Annotated in this window: 12 protein-coding genes; 4 read left to right on the top strand and 8 right to left on the bottom strand. The window is 68.9% G+C overall.

Annotated elements, in window-relative coordinates; translation table 11 throughout:
• The first annotated feature begins 204 nt into the window (after positions 1-204).
• The 3 genes from IG08_RS0127880 (at position 205) to IG08_RS0127870 (ending at position 3320) form a co-directional block, all read left to right on the top strand.
• A complete protein-coding gene (locus IG08_RS0127880) occupies positions 205-1278 on the top strand; it encodes a ParA family protein (RefSeq protein WP_078655782.1) in 1074 nt (357 codons plus the stop codon).
• Positions 1275-2375: a ParB/RepB/Spo0J family partition protein gene (locus IG08_RS0127875; protein WP_030608094.1), complete on the top strand. Its 1101-nt coding sequence runs from the start codon at positions 1275-1277 to the stop codon at positions 2373-2375. The genes IG08_RS0127880 and IG08_RS0127875 overlap by 4 nt, the downstream gene beginning before the upstream one ends.
• 327 nt (positions 2376-2702) lie before the next feature.
• Positions 2703-3320: a GNAT family N-acetyltransferase gene (locus IG08_RS0127870; RefSeq protein WP_030608091.1), complete on the top strand. Its 618-nt coding sequence runs from the start codon at positions 2703-2705 to the stop codon at positions 3318-3320.
• A 54-nt stretch (positions 3321-3374) separates the two neighbouring features.
• Here the strand turns inward: IG08_RS0127870 and trxA are convergent, their stop codons facing one another.
• The 7 genes from trxA to IG08_RS0127835 all read right to left on the bottom strand — a co-directional run bounded on the left by trxA (position 3375) and on the right by IG08_RS0127835 (position 13045).
• Positions 3375-3707 (bottom strand): thioredoxin, encoded by a 333-nt coding sequence (trxA, locus tag IG08_RS0127865; RefSeq protein WP_030608088.1) that lies wholly within the window; start codon positions 3705-3707, stop codon positions 3375-3377.
• 44 nt (positions 3708-3751) lie between these two features.
• Positions 3752-4720, bottom strand: a complete 969-nt coding sequence (trxB, locus tag IG08_RS0127860) for a thioredoxin-disulfide reductase (RefSeq protein WP_030608085.1) — start codon at positions 4718-4720, stop codon at positions 3752-3754.
• A 169-nt stretch (positions 4721-4889) separates the two neighbouring features.
• Positions 4890-5822, bottom strand: a complete 933-nt coding sequence (locus IG08_RS0127855) for an anti-sigma factor family protein (protein ID WP_030608081.1) — start codon at positions 5820-5822, stop codon at positions 4890-4892.
• Entirely contained in the window at positions 5819-6544 is a 726-nt protein-coding gene (sigM, locus tag IG08_RS0127850; protein WP_030608078.1) for an RNA polymerase sigma factor SigM, read from the bottom strand. Before sigM ends, IG08_RS0127855 begins: the two co-directional genes overlap by 4 nt.
• A 21-nt stretch (positions 6545-6565) precedes the next feature.
• On the bottom strand, positions 6566-8263 hold the full coding sequence (locus IG08_RS0127845; RefSeq protein WP_030608074.1) for a protein kinase family protein: 1698 nt from the start codon (positions 8261-8263) through the stop codon (positions 6566-6568).
• Positions 8264-8381: 118 nt separating this feature from the next.
• Complete coding sequence (murJ, locus tag IG08_RS0127840; protein ID WP_030608071.1) at positions 8382-10649, bottom strand: murein biosynthesis integral membrane protein MurJ; 2268 nt, start codon at positions 10647-10649, stop codon at positions 8382-8384.
• A 44-nt stretch (positions 10650-10693) separates the two neighbouring features.
• Entirely contained in the window at positions 10694-13045 is a 2352-nt protein-coding gene (locus tag IG08_RS0127835) for a DUF6049 family protein (RefSeq protein WP_030608068.1), read from the bottom strand.
• 256 nt (positions 13046-13301) lie between these two features.
• On the opposite strand from IG08_RS0127835, the gene IG08_RS0127830 reads away from it, so the two are divergent.
• Positions 13302-14744: a CCA tRNA nucleotidyltransferase gene (locus IG08_RS0127830; protein ID WP_030608066.1), complete on the top strand. Its 1443-nt coding sequence runs from the start codon at positions 13302-13304 to the stop codon at positions 14742-14744.
• A 48-nt stretch (positions 14745-14792) separates the two neighbouring features.
• Here the strand turns inward: IG08_RS0127830 and IG08_RS0127825 are convergent, their stop codons facing one another.
• Complete coding sequence (locus IG08_RS0127825; protein WP_030608064.1) at positions 14793-16079, bottom strand: MFS transporter; 1287 nt, start codon at positions 16077-16079, stop codon at positions 14793-14795.
• Positions 16080-16170 lie beyond the last annotated feature (91 nt).

The raw sequence follows: 16170 nt of genomic DNA, 5'->3' as shown, positions 1-16170 counted from the left end.
GCGGCAATTCGGCTTCGGCTGCTGTGCATCGTGTTTCACGTGAAACGTCGCTCACTGCTGCACGGCATCATCAGCCGGGGCCGAGCTGCTGCCGAACCCCGCGACCGAAAGCCTCTCGGTTCACTCGGAGAGGTTCCTGAGTTGTCCACAGAGGTGGATTTCTCCACAGAACAACAGGCCTCACTGGTTCACGACCCCGAAGACATGGGAGGCTCTGTTCATTGCGAGCCTGAAGTCGAGGAGAGTGAATCCTTGCGGTCCGACGCCAACATCGCGGGACCGATGACCGATCCGGTCCCCGGTCCCCGAACCGAGTCGATGGGGGACGATGTTTCACGTGAAACACCGCCTCCGATGGACGACACTCCGATCGGTCGTGCTGCCCAACTGGCGGTTGAGGCTTTGGGCCGCGCCGGCGAGGGCCTGCCACGGCCCGAGCAGACCCGGATCATGGTCGTCGCCAACCAGAAGGGCGGGGTGGGCAAGACGACGACGACCGTCAACCTTGCCGCTTCGCTGGCTCTGCACGGCGGCCGTGTCCTGGTGATCGACCTTGACCCCCAGGGCAACGCGTCCACGGCACTGGGCATCGACCATCACGCCGAAGTGCCTTCCATCTACGACGTCCTGGTCGAGAGCAGGCCGCTCGCGGAAGTCGTCCAGCCGGTCCCCGATGTCGAAGGCCTCTTCTGCGCCCCCGCCACCATCGATCTCGCCGGTGCGGAGATCGAGCTGGTGTCTCTGGTGGCACGTGAGAGCCGGCTGCAGCGAGCGATCCAGGCGTACGAGCAGCCGCTGGACTACATCCTCATCGACTGCCCGCCTTCGCTCGGTCTGCTGACCGTCAACGCCCTGGTGGCCGGAGAGGAAGTCCTCATCCCGATTCAGTGCGAGTACTACGCGCTGGAGGGACTGGGCCAGCTGCTGCGCAATGTCGATCTGGTGCGGGGGCACCTCAACCCCACCCTTCATGTATCGACGATTCTGCTCACCATGTATGACGGCCGGACGCGTCTTGCGTCCCAGGTCGCGGACGAGGTGCGCACCCACTTCGGCGACGAGGTGCTGCGGACGAGCATTCCCCGCTCCGTCCGTATTTCCGAGGCGCCGAGCTATGGACAGACGGTGCTGACCTACGATCCAGGATCGAGCGGTGCGCTGTCCTACCTTGAGGCGGCACGAGAGATCGCGCTGAAGGGGGTTGGCGTCTCCTACGAGGCGACGCACGCCCACATCGGCGCACAGAGCGACCCGAGCATGGTGGAGGGGATCCAGTGAGTGAGCGACGGAGGGGTTTGGGCCGCGGTCTCGGCGCACTGATCCCTGCTGCCCCGACGGAGAAGACGATGGCCTCGGCCGCGGTGGGGGGCGGCGCTTCGACGTCTCCGGCGGCCGTGCCGGTGCTGACCACCGATCGTGGCGTGGCCGCGGCGAAGGTGGCCACGCTGCCGCCTGTTTCACATGAAACCGAGGAGCCGTCGCTGAACGGCGCCGTGGAGACACCCGCGCCTCCCGCGGGCGCCCACTTCGCGGAACTCCCCCTCGACTCCATCTCGCCGAACCCGCGCCAGCCGCGTGAGGTCTTCGACGAGGACGCACTGCAGGAACTGGTCACCTCCATCCAGGAGGTCGGTCTCCTCCAGCCCGTCGTCGTACGGCAGCTGGGCCCTGCGCGCTACGAGCTCATCATGGGCGAGCGGCGCTTCCGGGCCTGCCGTGAGGCCGGCCTGGAGGCGATCCCGGCGATCGTGCGGGCCACGGACGACGACAAGCTCCTCCTGGACGCCCTCCTGGAGAACCTGCACCGTGCGCAGCTGAACCCGCTGGAAGAGGCAGCCGCCTACGACCAGCTGCTGAAGGACTTCAACTGCACGCACGACCAGTTGGCGGACCGCATCGGCCGCTCGCGCCCGCAGGTCTCCAACACCCTGCGTCTACTGAAGCTCTCGCCGCAGGTCCAGCGCCGGGTGGCCGCCGGAGTCCTCTCCGCCGGACATGCCCGAGCGCTGCTCTCCGTCGATGACTCGGAGGAGCAGGACCGGTTGGCTCACCGGATCGTGGCCGAAGGGCTCTCGGTGCGTGCCGTCGAGGAGATCGTGACCCTGATGGGGTCGCGGCCGCAGACGGCTCAGCGTGCAAAGGGGCCGCGTGCCGGTGCTCTTGTCTCCCCGGCGCTGTCCGATCTCGCGACCCGTCTTTCGGACCGGTTCGAGACGCGGGTGAAGGTCGAGCTGGGCCAGAAGAAGGGCAAGATCACCGTCGAGTTCGCCTCCCCGGAGGACCTCGAGCGGATCCTCAGCACGCTCGCTCCGGGCGAGAAGCTGGCGCTCCAGAAGAGCCTTCTGGAGAGCGAGGCGGAGGAGTCGGAAGGCTGAGCCTCCGGCCGGGCGGGTGGCATCGCGCTCGTCCGACCGCCAGAGCGAGCCGTGTCCGGTGTGTACCGGAACACGGCTCGCTCTTTGCTTTCAGGCAGTATCGAGGGAATCTGATCGTGGATACGATGCGTTCGGGTATGGCGCATCCACCCGGCAGTACCTCTGAGGGGAGGCAGGGGCCATGCGAACGGTGAGCCGAACCGGACTGGTGAGCGCGGGCCTGGGGCTGGGCGCGGTCGGCGGCTTCGTCGGCAGTCTGCTCAGGGAACGGAGCGCTCTGACGGCCGCTCGCGACGCGGCGGGCGAAGGAAGCGAGGAACAGCCTTCATGGGGCGTCGGCTCGTACCGCTCACGCTGGACAACCTTCAGGACCTTCCCAAGCGCTGTCGCTCGTGCGTCTTCTGGGAGTTGGACCCAGTCAGCGGCGAAGCCGCGGTAAAAGCCGGAACCCCCGCACTGGAGAAAGAAGCGTGGCTCTCCGCCGTCCTGTTGGACTGGGGGTCGTGCGGTCGTGTCGTCTACGTCGACGACGTGCCGGTGGGCTTCGTTCTCTACGCCCCTCCGGCCTATGTCCCCCGCGCGACTGCGTTTCCCACCAGCCCTGTCTCGCCTGACGCGGTGCAGTTGATGACGGCGTTCATCATGCCGGGATACCAGGGTCAGGGACTGGGACGCGTGATGGTCCAGACGGTCGCCAAGGATCTGCTGCGGCGGGGCTTCAAGGCGATCGAGGCCTTCGGGGACGCGCGCTGGAAGGAGCCCGCTTGTCTGCTCCCCGCCGATCATCTCCTGGCAGTGGGCTTCAAGACGGTCCGACCTCATCCTGCGTACCCGCGGCTGAGGCTGGAGCTGCGCACCACGCTCTCCTGGAAGGAAGACGTGGAGATGGCGCTGGACCGGCTCCTGGGGGCGGTACAGAAGGAACCGGCGCTGCGACCCCTCTAACGGCGAATGGGGCCGGCCCTTCCGGGCCGGCCCCATCGCGTTTCACGTGAAACATCACTCGGTGATGAAGTCCTCGAGGTCGCGAACGATCGCGGCCTTCGGCTTGGCACCGACGATGGTCTTGGCGACCTCGCCACCCTGGTACACGTTGAGGGTCGGGATGGACATGACGCCGTACTTGGCGGCCGTACCCGGGTTCTCGTCGATGTTGAGCTTGACGACCTCGATCTTGTCGCCGTACTCGGCGGCGATTGCCTCGAGGGACGGAGCGATCTGGCGGCACGGACCGCACCAGGCGGCCCAGAAGTCCACCAGGACGGGCTTGTCGCTCTTCAGGACGTCCTGCTCGAAGGAATCGTCGGTCACATTCTTCAGGGTGCCGGCCACGGCGGGCTCCTTAACTGGTTGGTGCGGTGGGGCGGGAAGGGGGGTCAGACAGCGGTCTTCTCGGGCTCGGCCTTCTCCTCGTCCGCGAGGGCGGAGAGGAAACGCTCGGCGTCGAGGGCGGCCGAGCAGCCGGTGCCGGCCGCGGTGATCGCCTGGCGGTAGGTGTGGTCGACCACGTCACCGCCGCCGAAGACACCGGTCAGGCTCGTCCGGGTCGAGGGGGCCTCTACCTTCAGGTAGCCCTCTTCGTCGAGGTCCAGCTGGCCCTTGAAGAGTTCGGTGCGCGGGTCGTGGCCGATCGCGATGAACAGGCCGGTCACCGGGAGGTCCGAGAGCTCGCCGGTCTTGAGGTTGCGCAGCTTCAGGCCGGCCAGCTTCTGGTCGCCCTGGACCTCGGCGACCTCGCTGTCCCACACGAACTTGATCTTCGGGTCGGCGAAGGCGCGCTCCTGCATCGCCTTGGAGGCGCGCAGGGTGTCGCGGCGGTGGACGATTGTCACGGACTTGGCGAAGCGGGAGAGGAAGGTGGCCTCCTCCATCGCGGTGTCGCCGCCGCCGATCACGGCGATGTCCTGGTCCTTGAAGAAGAAGCCGTCACAGGTGGCGCACCAGGAGACACCGCGGCCGGAGAGGGCGTCCTCGTTCGGCAGCCCGAGCTTGCGGTGCTGCGAGCCGGTGGTGACGATGACGGCCTTCGCCTTGTGGACCGTACCGGCGGTGTCGGTGACGGTCTTGATCTCACCGGTCAGGTCGACGTTGACGATGTCGTCCGGGATGAGCTCGGCGCCGAAGCGCTCGGCCTGGGCGCGCATGTTGTCCATGAGCTCGGGGCCCATGATGCCGTCCTGGAAGCCCGGGAAGTTCTCCACCTCGGTGGTGTTCATCAGCGCACCACCCGCGGTGACGGCGCCCTCGAACACCAGCGGCTTCAGCGACGCGCGCGCGGTGTAGAGCGCCGCCGTGTAGCCGGCGGGCCCGGAGCCGATGATGATCACGTTTCGGACGTCGCTCACGGCTTGTTTCCTCGTCTCTGGACTGCGTCGTCGGACCGGTGGGAGCCCCTCGCAGAACTCTCACCCCACCCAACGGATCCTAAGGGGCCAGCATTCCCGGTGTGTCCGGGCACACGGAGACGCGACACCGTAGGGGATACCACGCGGGACGAAGACGAAGCGTGCGCGCTCAGGAGTGCGCGTAGGACTGCTTCAGCAGAACCTTGGCTTTGCTGGACGGAGCGTTGTCCACACAGGACGCATCCATGATGTAAGCGGTGACGTGGGTGGCATCGGAAGCATCACGCAGCACGACGAGGAGAGCGTCCGTTCCCTTGTAGACGCCGTTCTCGAGCGCGAGCGTCGTGCCGCTGGTGTCGATGCCCTTCTTGACACACGGGGGCACCGCGGGCTCCTTGAGGATCTTGGGCTGTCCGGAGCCGGGAAGGTTCTCGGCGCCCATGTCGTCCGGAGAACGGGATCCGTCGTTCGAGGTCTGGCTCCTGTCGACGAGCTCGCCGACATGCTTCTCGAGAGTGCTCTCGGAGAAGGTGTCCGCGGAGGAGGATGCCTGTCCGTGTGCCGAGGGGTCGGAGGGCTTGCCATCGTTCAGCGTCGACATGAGCACGGAACCGAATCCCAGAGCGGCGACCGTGAACACGGTTCCGAGGACGGCGATCCTGCGCCGCCCGCTCTTCGTGCGCTCCTTGCGGCCAGGACCGGTGGACGAGGGGCGGGCATGGCCTGCGGGACCGTCGGCTGCGGCTGATGTTTCACGTGAAACACGCGCGCTGTCGTCCGCGTCGGACGGAGGGCGGGTCGATGACACGGCGACGGGCGCCGACGCATCGATCACTTCAGGAGCCGTGGCGTGCAGCAGGGCCTCCGCGGCGAGGGCGGCATCGATCCGGCTCGCGACCTCGGCGGGCATGCGCGGGGGACCCGGCAGCGTCCCGAGCAGCCCTCGGATCTCCTCCAGCGACGCGTGGACGTCGGCGCAGAGCTCACACTCGTCCAGATGCCGACGTACGTCAGCGGTCTTGGACGGCGGCAGCAGGCCTTCGGCGAGGTCGGAGATCTCCGCGACGTCCGGGTGCCCGGCTGTGTCTGTCGTGGATGTCACGCTCGCCCACCTCCGCCCTTCACTGCAGCTGAATCGCTTGGTCCCGTGTCCGGCGGACCCGCTTCAGGCGGTCCCGCTGCGGGTGGGACGGATGTCCCCTGCGTCCGGTTCCGTCCGGCGCCCGGATCTCTGCTGTCGCCGGTGTTTTCCGGCCGCAGATGGGTGAGGAGGGGGAGCAGTCTGGCTCTGCCCCGGGCGCAGCGGCTCTTCACCGTTCCCGTCGGCACGTCGAGCATGCGGGCGGCTTCCGCGACCGGGTAGCCCTGCATGTCCACGAGGACAAGGGCGGCCCGCTGTTCGGGCGGCAAGGTGCCGAGCGCCTCCAGAAGCTGGCGGTGGAGGTCGTTGCGCTCCGCGGGCGCCGAGGCCGACTCGTGCGGCTCCAGGAGCTGCTCCAGGCGCTCGGTGTCGTCGACCGGAGACGTCTTGCGGGAGGCGGCCTTGCGGGCACGGTCGAGGCAGGCGTTGACGGTGATCCGATGCAGCCACGTCGTGACGGCCGACTGGCCGCGGAAGGTGTGGGCGGCCCGGTACGCGGAGACCAGGGCGTCCTGGACGGCGTCAGCGGCCTCCTCGCGGTCGCCCAGCGTCCGCAGGGCCACCGCCCAGAGCCGATCCCGATGCCGGCGCACGAGCTCACCGAAGGCGTCGGGGTCGCCCTCTACGTGACGGGCCAGGAGGTCCTGATCGCTCGCGTCGCCGTATGCGGTGCCATCTGCCATCGGACCCCCTCCCCTTCGCGGTTAGCTGGTCACCTTGACGTCCACGACCCTGCCACGGAAGTGCCCGTCGTCGGTCTGCTTCGGCAGCTGGGTCAGCCAGACCAGAAGATAGCGGGACTTGAGGGACTCACCGGGCTTGAGTGTCACGCTCGTGCCGGAGCCTTCGGCCACCTTTGTGTAGCTGTCGAAGGACGTCGGTTCGGTCCCTGTGTCACCGGAAGCGGCGCGGAGCTCGACGGACGTGTCACCCACGAAGGAGACGGTCACCTTTCCGATCTGCTGGACCTTGCCGAGATCGACGATGACACCGACACCCGACTTCAACCGACCGAAGTCGGCGCTCGTGTAGAAGCTCGTCTGCCAGTAGGTGCCTGAAGCGGAGTCGTAGATCTTGTCTATTTCATCCGGATTCTCGGAGCCGTCGGTGCCGAACGGGTCGAAGTCACGGGCGCCTTCGATGGAGATGGGTTCGCTGGCTGCCTTCGTCGGGCTCTTGTCGTCCCCGTCGTCGGTCTGCGTCTGGTTCGTGTCGTCGGACTTGCCGCTCCTGTCCATCAGCGCGTCCGCCAGCTGCCAACTGCCCAGGCCCAGCGCGGCGATGAGGAGGGCCGAGACGGCCCACTTCAGCGCCCTGCCGGTGCGGCTCTGCAGCGGCGGAGGCGGGGTCGGCACCGGCTGGGTGACGCCAGGACGCGGTGCCGGACGGCCGTAGCTGCCCTGCTGGTACGTCGTGCGCTGGTAGTCCGGCGGGGCGGTGAACGCCGGCTCGGGCGGGCGGATGCGGGGCATCTCGCCGATCGCCTTCACCAGTTCCTCGGGCGTGGTGCACGGGGACTCGTGGCGGGAGGCGGTCGCACCGTCGTTGGCGAGCGCCCGCATGGACAGCTCGGACAGCCCGCGGTGGACGCCGGCACGCACCTGGTCCGGGGCGATGAGGCCGACGCCCTTGGGCAGGCCGGACAGGCCGTAGGCGTCGCTCTCGTACGGCCAGCGCTGGGTGAGCGCGGCGTACAGCAGGGCACCGACCGCTTCGGTGTCCGTGCGCTGCGGAGTGTCGGAACTGGCGCCGCGCAGCGCGGCGTTCACTGCGAGCCCGCGGATGCGCCACTGGCCCGACGAGGTACGCAGGACGGCATTCGGATTCAGGCGCAGATGCGCGAGGCCCTCGCGGTGGGCGGCGGCCATGGCGGAGGCCACCTGACTGACCATCTGGTAGGCGTCGTACACCTCCAGCGGACCGGGCGCGAGGAGCGCCGTCAGTTCGGTGGCGTCGGGCAGCCACTCGTGGACGACGTAGACGAGGTCGTTCTCCTCGACGGCGTCCAGGACCTGGACGAAGCGAGGATCGCCGAGCAGCGCGGACGAGCGGGCGGCCGCCAGGACCGAACGCGACCGCGCATGGTCCGCGGGCAGGATGTGGACGCCGACGGCGCGACGCAGTTTCTCGTCCACCGCACGCCAACTGCTGAACCCGTCCAGACGGGTGACGCACTCCTCGAGCCGGTAGCGTCTGGCGAGCTTGTGGCCGCTGTGCAATTCCGGCGGTGAGGCTTTTCCGGGACTCTCGGTCCCACCACTCCCCTGTGCCTCGACGTCTTCCGTGTCCCGCTCCCGGTTCTTGGCCACCCCGTCGGCCGTGGACTGGTCCGCCTTGGCGGTCAGCGGCTCGTCACCGCTGTTGTCTGCCACGTCGACGGCAGCCGTGCTCCGTTCCGCCACCGTCGTTCCTGCCTCCCCATCCGTTGCGCGCCGTGCGACGCAGAATCCAATTGTGCCCACAGTCCGCCGCTATGCACGACACACGGTGGCGGACGATGGTTGTGCGCGTACCCCCGACTCAGCGCCCCAGCCGTCCGCGCACCATACCGACCAGCGAGTTCAGCTCCTCGATCCGCATACGGCGGGCGGCGACGAAGAAGATCCCGAGCAGGATCGCACCGCCGGCGATGATCGCGGCGAAGGAGCCGAGGACGCCCTGGCCGAGCGAGTGGCCGATGCCGTAGCAGGCCGCGCCGCTGAGCAGCGCCGCCGGTACCGAGGCGATGCAGAGTCTGGCGTACGTCCGCAGCACGCGGTTGCCGTCGAGGTCCCCGCCCAGCCGCTTGCGCAGCCGGCGCCAGGCGATGCCGACACCGATCGCGTACGCCAGGCCGTAGGAGGCGGCCATGCCGACCACGGCCCAGCGGGGCGGAAGCACGGCGTAGCAGACGGCGGATGCGGCGGCGTTGACGGCCGCCACGATGACCGTGTTGTAGAAGGGGGTTCGGGTGTCCTCGTAGGCGTAGAAGGCGCGCAGGACGACGTACTGCACCGAGTACGGGATCAGACCGAGGCCGAAGGCCATCAGCATGTACCCCATGTTCGTGGCGGCGCTGGTGCCGGAGGAGCCGAAGATCAGCGTGCACATCGGGATGCCGAGTGAGACGAAGCCGAAGGCGAGGGGCACGATCGCGACCGCTGTCGTGCGCAGCCCCTGCGAGATGTCGTCGCGCACCGCACCGCCGTCGTCCTCCGCGGCCGAGCGCGAGATGCGCGGCAGCAGGGCGGCCATGAGGGAGACGGTGATGATGGCCTGCGGCAGACCCCAGATGAGCTGTGCGTTGGCGTAGGCGCTGAAGCCGGTGCCGGGGATCTTCGTGTCGGCGACCGCCGCGGTGGCCAGCTGGGTGACGACGAGGGCGCCCACCTGGTTGGCGAGGACGAACAGGATGGTCCACTTCGCGAGCATCGCGGCCTTGCCCAGGCCGTGGCCCTTCCAGTCGAAGCGCAGTCGCATCCTGAACCCGGTCTCGCGCAGATACGGGATCATCGCGAGGGCCTGCACCACGAGGCCGAGGAGGATGCCGACGCCGAGCAGCCGCTGGCCTTCCGGCGGGATATTCGTGACGCCCATGCCGGAGTGCTCCGCGGTGCCGTACACCCAGAGGAACATCCCCAGCGTCACGATGATGACGATGTTGTTGAGGACCGGCGTCCACATCATCGCGCCGAACTTGCCGCGGGCGTTGAGGATCTGCCCCATCACCACATGGATGCCCATGAAGAAGATGGAGGGCAGGAAGTAACGCGTGAAGGTGACGGCGACGTCGTTCGCCGCAGGGTCGGTCGCGACGGAGTTCGACAGTGCACGCACCATCAGCGGCGCCGCGAACATCGTGAGCGCGGTGAGCGCGGCGAGGGCCACCATGACGAGCGTCAGCAGCCGGTTCGCGAACGCCTCACCGCCGTCGTCGTCGTCCTTCATGGCGCGCACGAGCTGCGGTACGAAGACGGAGTTGAGGCCGCCGCCGACGGTGAGGATGTAGATCATGGTCGGCAGCTGGTACGCCACCTGGAAGGCGTCACCCAGGACGGCGGTGCCCAGCGCCGAGACGATCAGCGCGGAGCGGATGAAGCCGGTGAGGCGGGAGACCATCGTGCCGGCCGCCATCACGGCACTCGACTTCAGCAGGCCTGCGGCCCGCCCGCCCTGCTTCGCCGGGGGCGCCGGCGCCGCGGCGGGCACGGCGCCGAGGTTCATGGTCTGGTCGGCCGCGGGCGTGGGGGCTGCCGGAGCCTGGTACTGCGGGGCCGGCGCCTGCTCGCCCGGGGCCGCTGCCGGACCCGGTACCGACGGGGGCTCCGACGGCGGTCGGCCGCCGCCCTGCTGCTGGTCCCGGAAGAGGTGGGCGAAGGCGTCCGGTTCGTGGCGTTCCTCGCTCGCCTGGGTCACCAGGTCGTCGACGCCCACGAACTGCGTCGTACGAGGGTTGTCGCCGTACGGCAGGTACTGGGTCGGGCCGTCCGGCTCGGGCGCCGGGGTCTGCGCCCACACGTGCGGGTCGGGGGCGTAGGGCGACTGGGGAGGCTGGGCGTACAGCGGCTGCTGCGGCTGGTGCGTGCTCGGGGGCGGCGGGGGGTGCGCGGCGCGGTCGTAGAGCGCCTCGGCGACCGGGTCCTGGGCGTAGAGGTCCTGGGACCGGTAGGGGTCCTGGTCGTAGGCGTCCTGGAGGTACATGTCCGCGGGGGGCTGCGGCGGCACCTGGCCGGGCTCGGGCGGCGGGCCCTCGGGGTGCCCCGAGCTGCCCGCGGCCTGGCCGCGGTCACCGTCGTACGGCGCGTTCATGGTTACCCCACCTCATCGTCCCGGGCCCACCGGCCACGACATCCTCAACGGTCCACTCTCTCACCCGTGCCGGACGGGTCGGCGCTTTCCGCTGGGGTGTCCGGTGTCAGGTCACTCGGGTGCTCCGGGTCGTCTGCCCCGGCCGGTGAGCCGGACTCCTCCGGGAGACGGTCTTCGGAGCTCTCCGGGCCGTCCGCGGCCTCGCCCGCCTCGTCGGGGCCCTCCTCGGCCTCACGGGCGGCCGCGCGCTTGCGCTGCGTGTACATCCGGAAGCCGGCGAGCACCAGGAGGAGGACACCGCCGCCGATGACCAGCATCACCGTGGCCGTGAACTCCGTGACCTTCACATCGAACCTGACGGGCGCTCCGTACGCCTGTCCGTCCTCCGTGAACAGCTGGGCGATCACCGTTGCCTTGCCGTTGGCGTTGGCCGTCGTGGTGAACTTCACCGTCTGACTGTGGCCGCCGGAGACCTCGACCCGCTGCTCGTAGTAGGACGCGCCGCCGATCTCGAGGCGCTTCGGGCTCAGTGAGGTGAGCCGCAGCACCAGGTGGTCCACGCCCTGCACCAGGTTGTTCTGCACGGTCACCGGGATCGTGGCGCTGCGTCCGGAGAGCTTGGTCTCGGACTTGTCGATCAGGCTGACCTGGTCGGTCAGCTCGTCGAGATACGCCTCGACGTCGTCGCGGAAGCTGCTCGCCTCGGTGGAGCGGCCGCGCCACGACGTGGACATCTCGCGGTTCATGGCCCGTCCGAAGGGGGTCACCACCCGGGACTCGTCGGTGAGGATCACCTTGAAGTTGCCGAGCTTGTCCTGCGTGCTCGCGATCTGCTCGAAGGCCGACTTCGGCAACTCCTGCTTGCGCAGCGAGGAGGAGTACGCGGACGTCGACGGCACCTTGGTGGTGGCCCCGGAGTCGGGCTTGGCGGCGGCGGCCGCCGTGAGCTTCTGCGGCTGGGACCAGTTCCCGCCCTGCAGGGCCGTGAGTGCCTCGGCCATGGCCTTCGCCTGGCTCGCCGTGGGCATGCGCTGCGGGGCGACGACGATGCTGCGCTGCTTGTCCGTCTGGAGGTTGAGGGCGAGGCTCTGGGCGAGGAACTGCTGCACGGCGAGCGTGGCGGAGGAGGCCTTCGTCAGGTCGCCCTGGAACGCCGTCGACATCCGGGCGTCGGCCACCACCGCCGTGGTGCCGCCGCCGATGGGACGGGCCGCGGAGGGCGTGTACGACAGGCCGCCCGTCTCCTGCAGGCTGTCGCTGCGTGCGATCACCTTGTCGGCACCGGCGGAGGTGGCGACCTTGACGATCGACGGGTCCACGGCGCCGTTCACGGGCCAGGCGAAGTCGGTGCTCGGGGTCACGTGGAGCACGGTCTTCACCGTGGTGGTGGCGACGTCGGTGGCCTCGTCGAGGTGGCTGAGTGAGCCGGTGACGCTCGTGCCGTTGTGGGCGAGGGAGGCGAGATCCGGATCGGCGAAGGGAAGGGCGACGACCTCCTTGTCCGCCACTGCCTTCTGCAACCGGGCGAGCCAGTCCTTGGCGACCTCCTGGTGGGTGCCCGCCGTGGTGGCGTCGCCCTCGCCCTGTACCCGGTAGCTCTTCGTCATCGCGTCGACGGACGCCAGCAGGTCGGGGTCGATGACCCAGGTGACGTCGAGGTCCTCACCGAGCGACAGCATCTGGTCCAGGCGGCCGCCCGGCGCGATCTCCTCGGCCAGGTCGTCGTTGAGGAAGACCGGCGTCTGCTGCTCGTTCGAACCCGTCTCCACCGTCATGTGGACAGTGGAGATGAGCGGCCACAGATAGGTCGTCTTCGTCGTGGTGTCCGCCTCGTCGGACTGCCACGGCAGGAACGTCCGCTGGATGCCGAGCATCTGCTCCCACGGCTGCGCGGACGTCTGGCCGGAAAGGGAGACTGCGAACTGGTAGACCCCGTTGTCGCCGAGGTCCAGTTCGTCGACCGGCACCGAGATGGAGAAGGACTGGGCGACGCCCGGGGTCAGCTTCGAGAACTTCTCGACGTACTTGCCGCCGATCTCCGGCGCGGTGGAGGCCTGCACGTCGGTACTGCTCTTGGCGGTGGTGTCGATGGACGAGCGGGTGGTCAGCTCGGACCCCACCCGCAGCCCCACGTGGGCGTCCGTGACGGCCTGCTTGCCGTTGTTGGTCACCGTGCCGGACACGGTGAGCGTGTCGCCGTCCGTGGGGACGCTGGGGCTGAGTGTGTCGACGGCGACGGACACGCTGCCCGACTCCGCGGCCTGGGCGGGCGTGGCGGCGGGCAGCTGGAACAGGCCGGCCAGCAGGGGCGCCCCGGCGAGCAGTGCCCCGGTGCGCCGCAGCCAGCGGCGGGCAGGTGAGGGACTCATCCCCTGGAAGTCTGCCGCCTCGGCCACGCGCTCGCCCGTCCCTCGTCATCGTCAGTGGTCGTCGGAATGTGCGTCCACGCATGGTAACGATGCGCGCTGAGGGGAAGTGCCGCGGTCTGCTCCACAAGATCGGGGGACACGGCCGTGCTGTCCCGAATGTGCACGTATAAAGAGGACCGTCTTCGAGGTCTCCGGGGTAGGCGCCCTGAAGAGGGGGATGGAGAGTCTGTGCACGTTTAATGGAGGCGACCGTGGTCGTGCGGGCCACGTACCCTCTTCTGTTGTGCCGAACGCCAACGAAGACAACCTCAGTGCCCCGAGCCAGGTGCAGAACCCCGCGGTGAGTGACCTCCTGCGGGTCGCTCCGGTCGCCGACGACCTCGCCCGCCGCTTCCAGGAGGCCGGGTTCTCACTCGCGCTCGTCGGCGGCTCGGTCCGGGACGCGTTGCTCGGCCGGCTCGGCAATGACCTGGACTTCACGACCGACGCGCGGCCCCAGGACGTACTCAAGATCGTGCGGCCGTGGGCGGACGCCGTATGGGAGGTCGGGATCGCCTTCGGCACGGTCGGGGCACAGAAGGACGGCTACCTGATCGAGGTGACCACCTACCGGTCAGAGGCGTACGACCGCACCTCGCGCAAGCCCGAGGTTTCGTACGGCGACTCGATCGAGGAGGACCTCGTCCGGCGCGACTTCACCGTGAACGCGATGGCCGTCGCGCTCCCGGAGAAGAGGTTCATCGACCCGCACGGTGGCCGCGACGACCTCGCGGCGCGCGTGCTGCGTACCCCGGGCACTCCCGAGGACTCCTTCTCGGACGATCCGCTGCGGATGATGCGCGCCGCTCGCTTCGCGGCGCAGCTCGACTTCGAGGTGGCCCCCGAGGTGGTCACCGCGATGAAGGAGATGTCCGGACGCATCGAGATCGTCTCGGCCGAGCGGGTGCGGGACGAGCTGAACAAGCTGATCCTGTCCGCCCACCCACGCAAGGGGCTGGCGCTGCTGGTCGACACCGGGCTCGCCGACCACGTACTGCCCGAGCTGCCGGCCCTGCGCCTGGAGAGCGACGAGCATCACCGGCACAAGGATGTCTACGAGCACACGCTGATCGTCCTGGAGCAGGCGATCGCCCTGGAGGACAGCGGACCCGATCTGGTCCTCCGCCTGGCCGCGTTGCTGCACGACATCGGCAAGCCGCGCACCCGCCGCTTCGAGAAGGACGGCGGGGTCTCCTTCCACCACCACGAAGTGGTCGGGGCGAAGATGACGAAGAAGCGGATGACGGCGCTCAAGTACTCCAACGAACTGGTGAAGGACGTCTCGCGCCTCGTCGAACTCCACCTGCGCTTCCACGGGTACGGCACCGGGGAGTGGACCGACTCGGCGGTCCGCCGCTACGTCAGGGACTCCGGACCGCTGCTCGACCGCCTCCACAAGCTGACGCGCTCGGACTGCACGACTCGGAACAAGCGCAAGGCGGCCGCGCTCTCACGGGCGTACGACGGTCTGGAGGAGCGGATCGCCCAGCTTCAGGAGCAGGAGGAGTTGGACTCGATCAGGCCCGACCTCGATGGCAACCAGATCATGGAGATCCTGGGCGTCGGACCTGGCCCGGTGATCGGTAAGGCCTACCAGCACATGCTGGAACTCCGACTCGAGAACGGGCCGATGCAGCACGACGAGGCGGTGGCCGCGCTCAAAGAGTGGTGGGCCGAGCAGAGCTGAGGCCGTGAAACGGGGGTCATGTTTCACGTGAAACATGACCCCCGTTCCCTACCGGGGCTGGCTCGGGTGTGCTGAGGGGCGTTGTTTCACGTGAAACAACGCCCCGACTGCTCCGTAGATGACGGCGACAGTGACCACCAGCGGTACCGAGCGTCCGTCCGGAGGCAGCATCAGGGCGGCGACGGCTGCGGCGCCCACAAAGGCGACGTTGAAGAGCACGTCGTAGACGGAGAAGATCCGGCCCCGGAAGCCGTCGTCGACCGAGGACTGCACGATGGTGTCCGTGGCGATCTTTGCGCCCTGGGTGATCAGTCCCAGGACGAACGCCGCGACGAGCATGGGGGCGGTGGCGAAGGGGAGGCCGAGGGCGGGCACCAGCACTGCGGCGGCCGCGGCGCACACGACGATCCAGCGGCCGGGCCCGAGCCGCCCCGCGGCCCAGGGCGTGAGGACCGCCGCGGCGAAGAAGCCGGCGCCTGAGATGCCCAACGCCAGCCCCAGCAGGGCGAGTCCGTCATCAGGGTCGGACGTCAGCGCGTAGCGGCAGAGCATCAGCACCATGACCAGCAGGGCGCCGTAGCAGAACCTCATCAGCGACATCGCGCCGAGCGCCCAGGCCGCCTCCCTGCGGGTCGGCGCGGCGAGATGCCGTACGCCTGCCGTCAGGTCGCGGGCCGTGCCGGTGAGTGCTGCCGTGAGCCGTGGCTGTACCAACTCGCGGTCGGGGCCGAGCAGTTCCGGTGGCATGCGCAGGGACGCGAGCGCACTGCACAGGTACAGCGCGGCTCCCAGGAGCACCACGGCCGCGTCGGAGTCCGCGACCACCAGCCGTACGACGAAGGCGAGGCCGCCCCCCGCGGTCGCCGCGAGCGTTCCGGCGGTCGGGGAGAGGGAGTTGGCGATCACCAGACGCTCTGTGTCGACGACGCGGGGCAGTGCGGCGGACAGGCCGGACAGCACGAAGCGATTGACGGCGGTGACGCACAGCGCGGAGACGTAGAAGAGCCAGTCCGGGATGTGGCTGATCATCAGGACGGCCGTCGCCGTCGCCATCAGGGCCCGCACGAGGTTGCCATAGAGGAAGACCTGGCGGCGGCGCCAGCGGTCCAGAAAGACGCCGGCGAAGGGGCCCACGAGGGAGTACGGGAGCAGGAGGATCGCCATCGCGGAGGCGATCGCGGTGGCCGAGGTCTGCTTCTCCGGCGAGAAGACGACGTAGGCGGCGAGTGCGACCTGGAAGACGCCGTCGGCGGCCTGGGAGAGCAGACGCACGGCGAGCAGACGTCGGAAGTTTCCGAAGCGGAGCAGGACGCGCAGGTCACGCACGACTGACATGGGGCACAGCCTCACATACGGGAAAGGGTCCCCGGGCCTTTCGACCCGGGGACCCTCAACAGCCCTGGCAGGAGCAGTTTCGAAGCGAACG

Origin of the sequence: Streptomyces fulvoviolaceus, assembly GCF_000718165.1 — a bacterium.
In the GTDB taxonomy this organism is placed as follows: domain Bacteria; phylum Actinomycetota; class Actinomycetes; order Streptomycetales; family Streptomycetaceae; genus Streptomyces; species Streptomyces fulvoviolaceus.
Note: the sequence above shows the minus strand (reverse complement) of the source record. Positions and strands in the feature narration are given on the sequence as shown.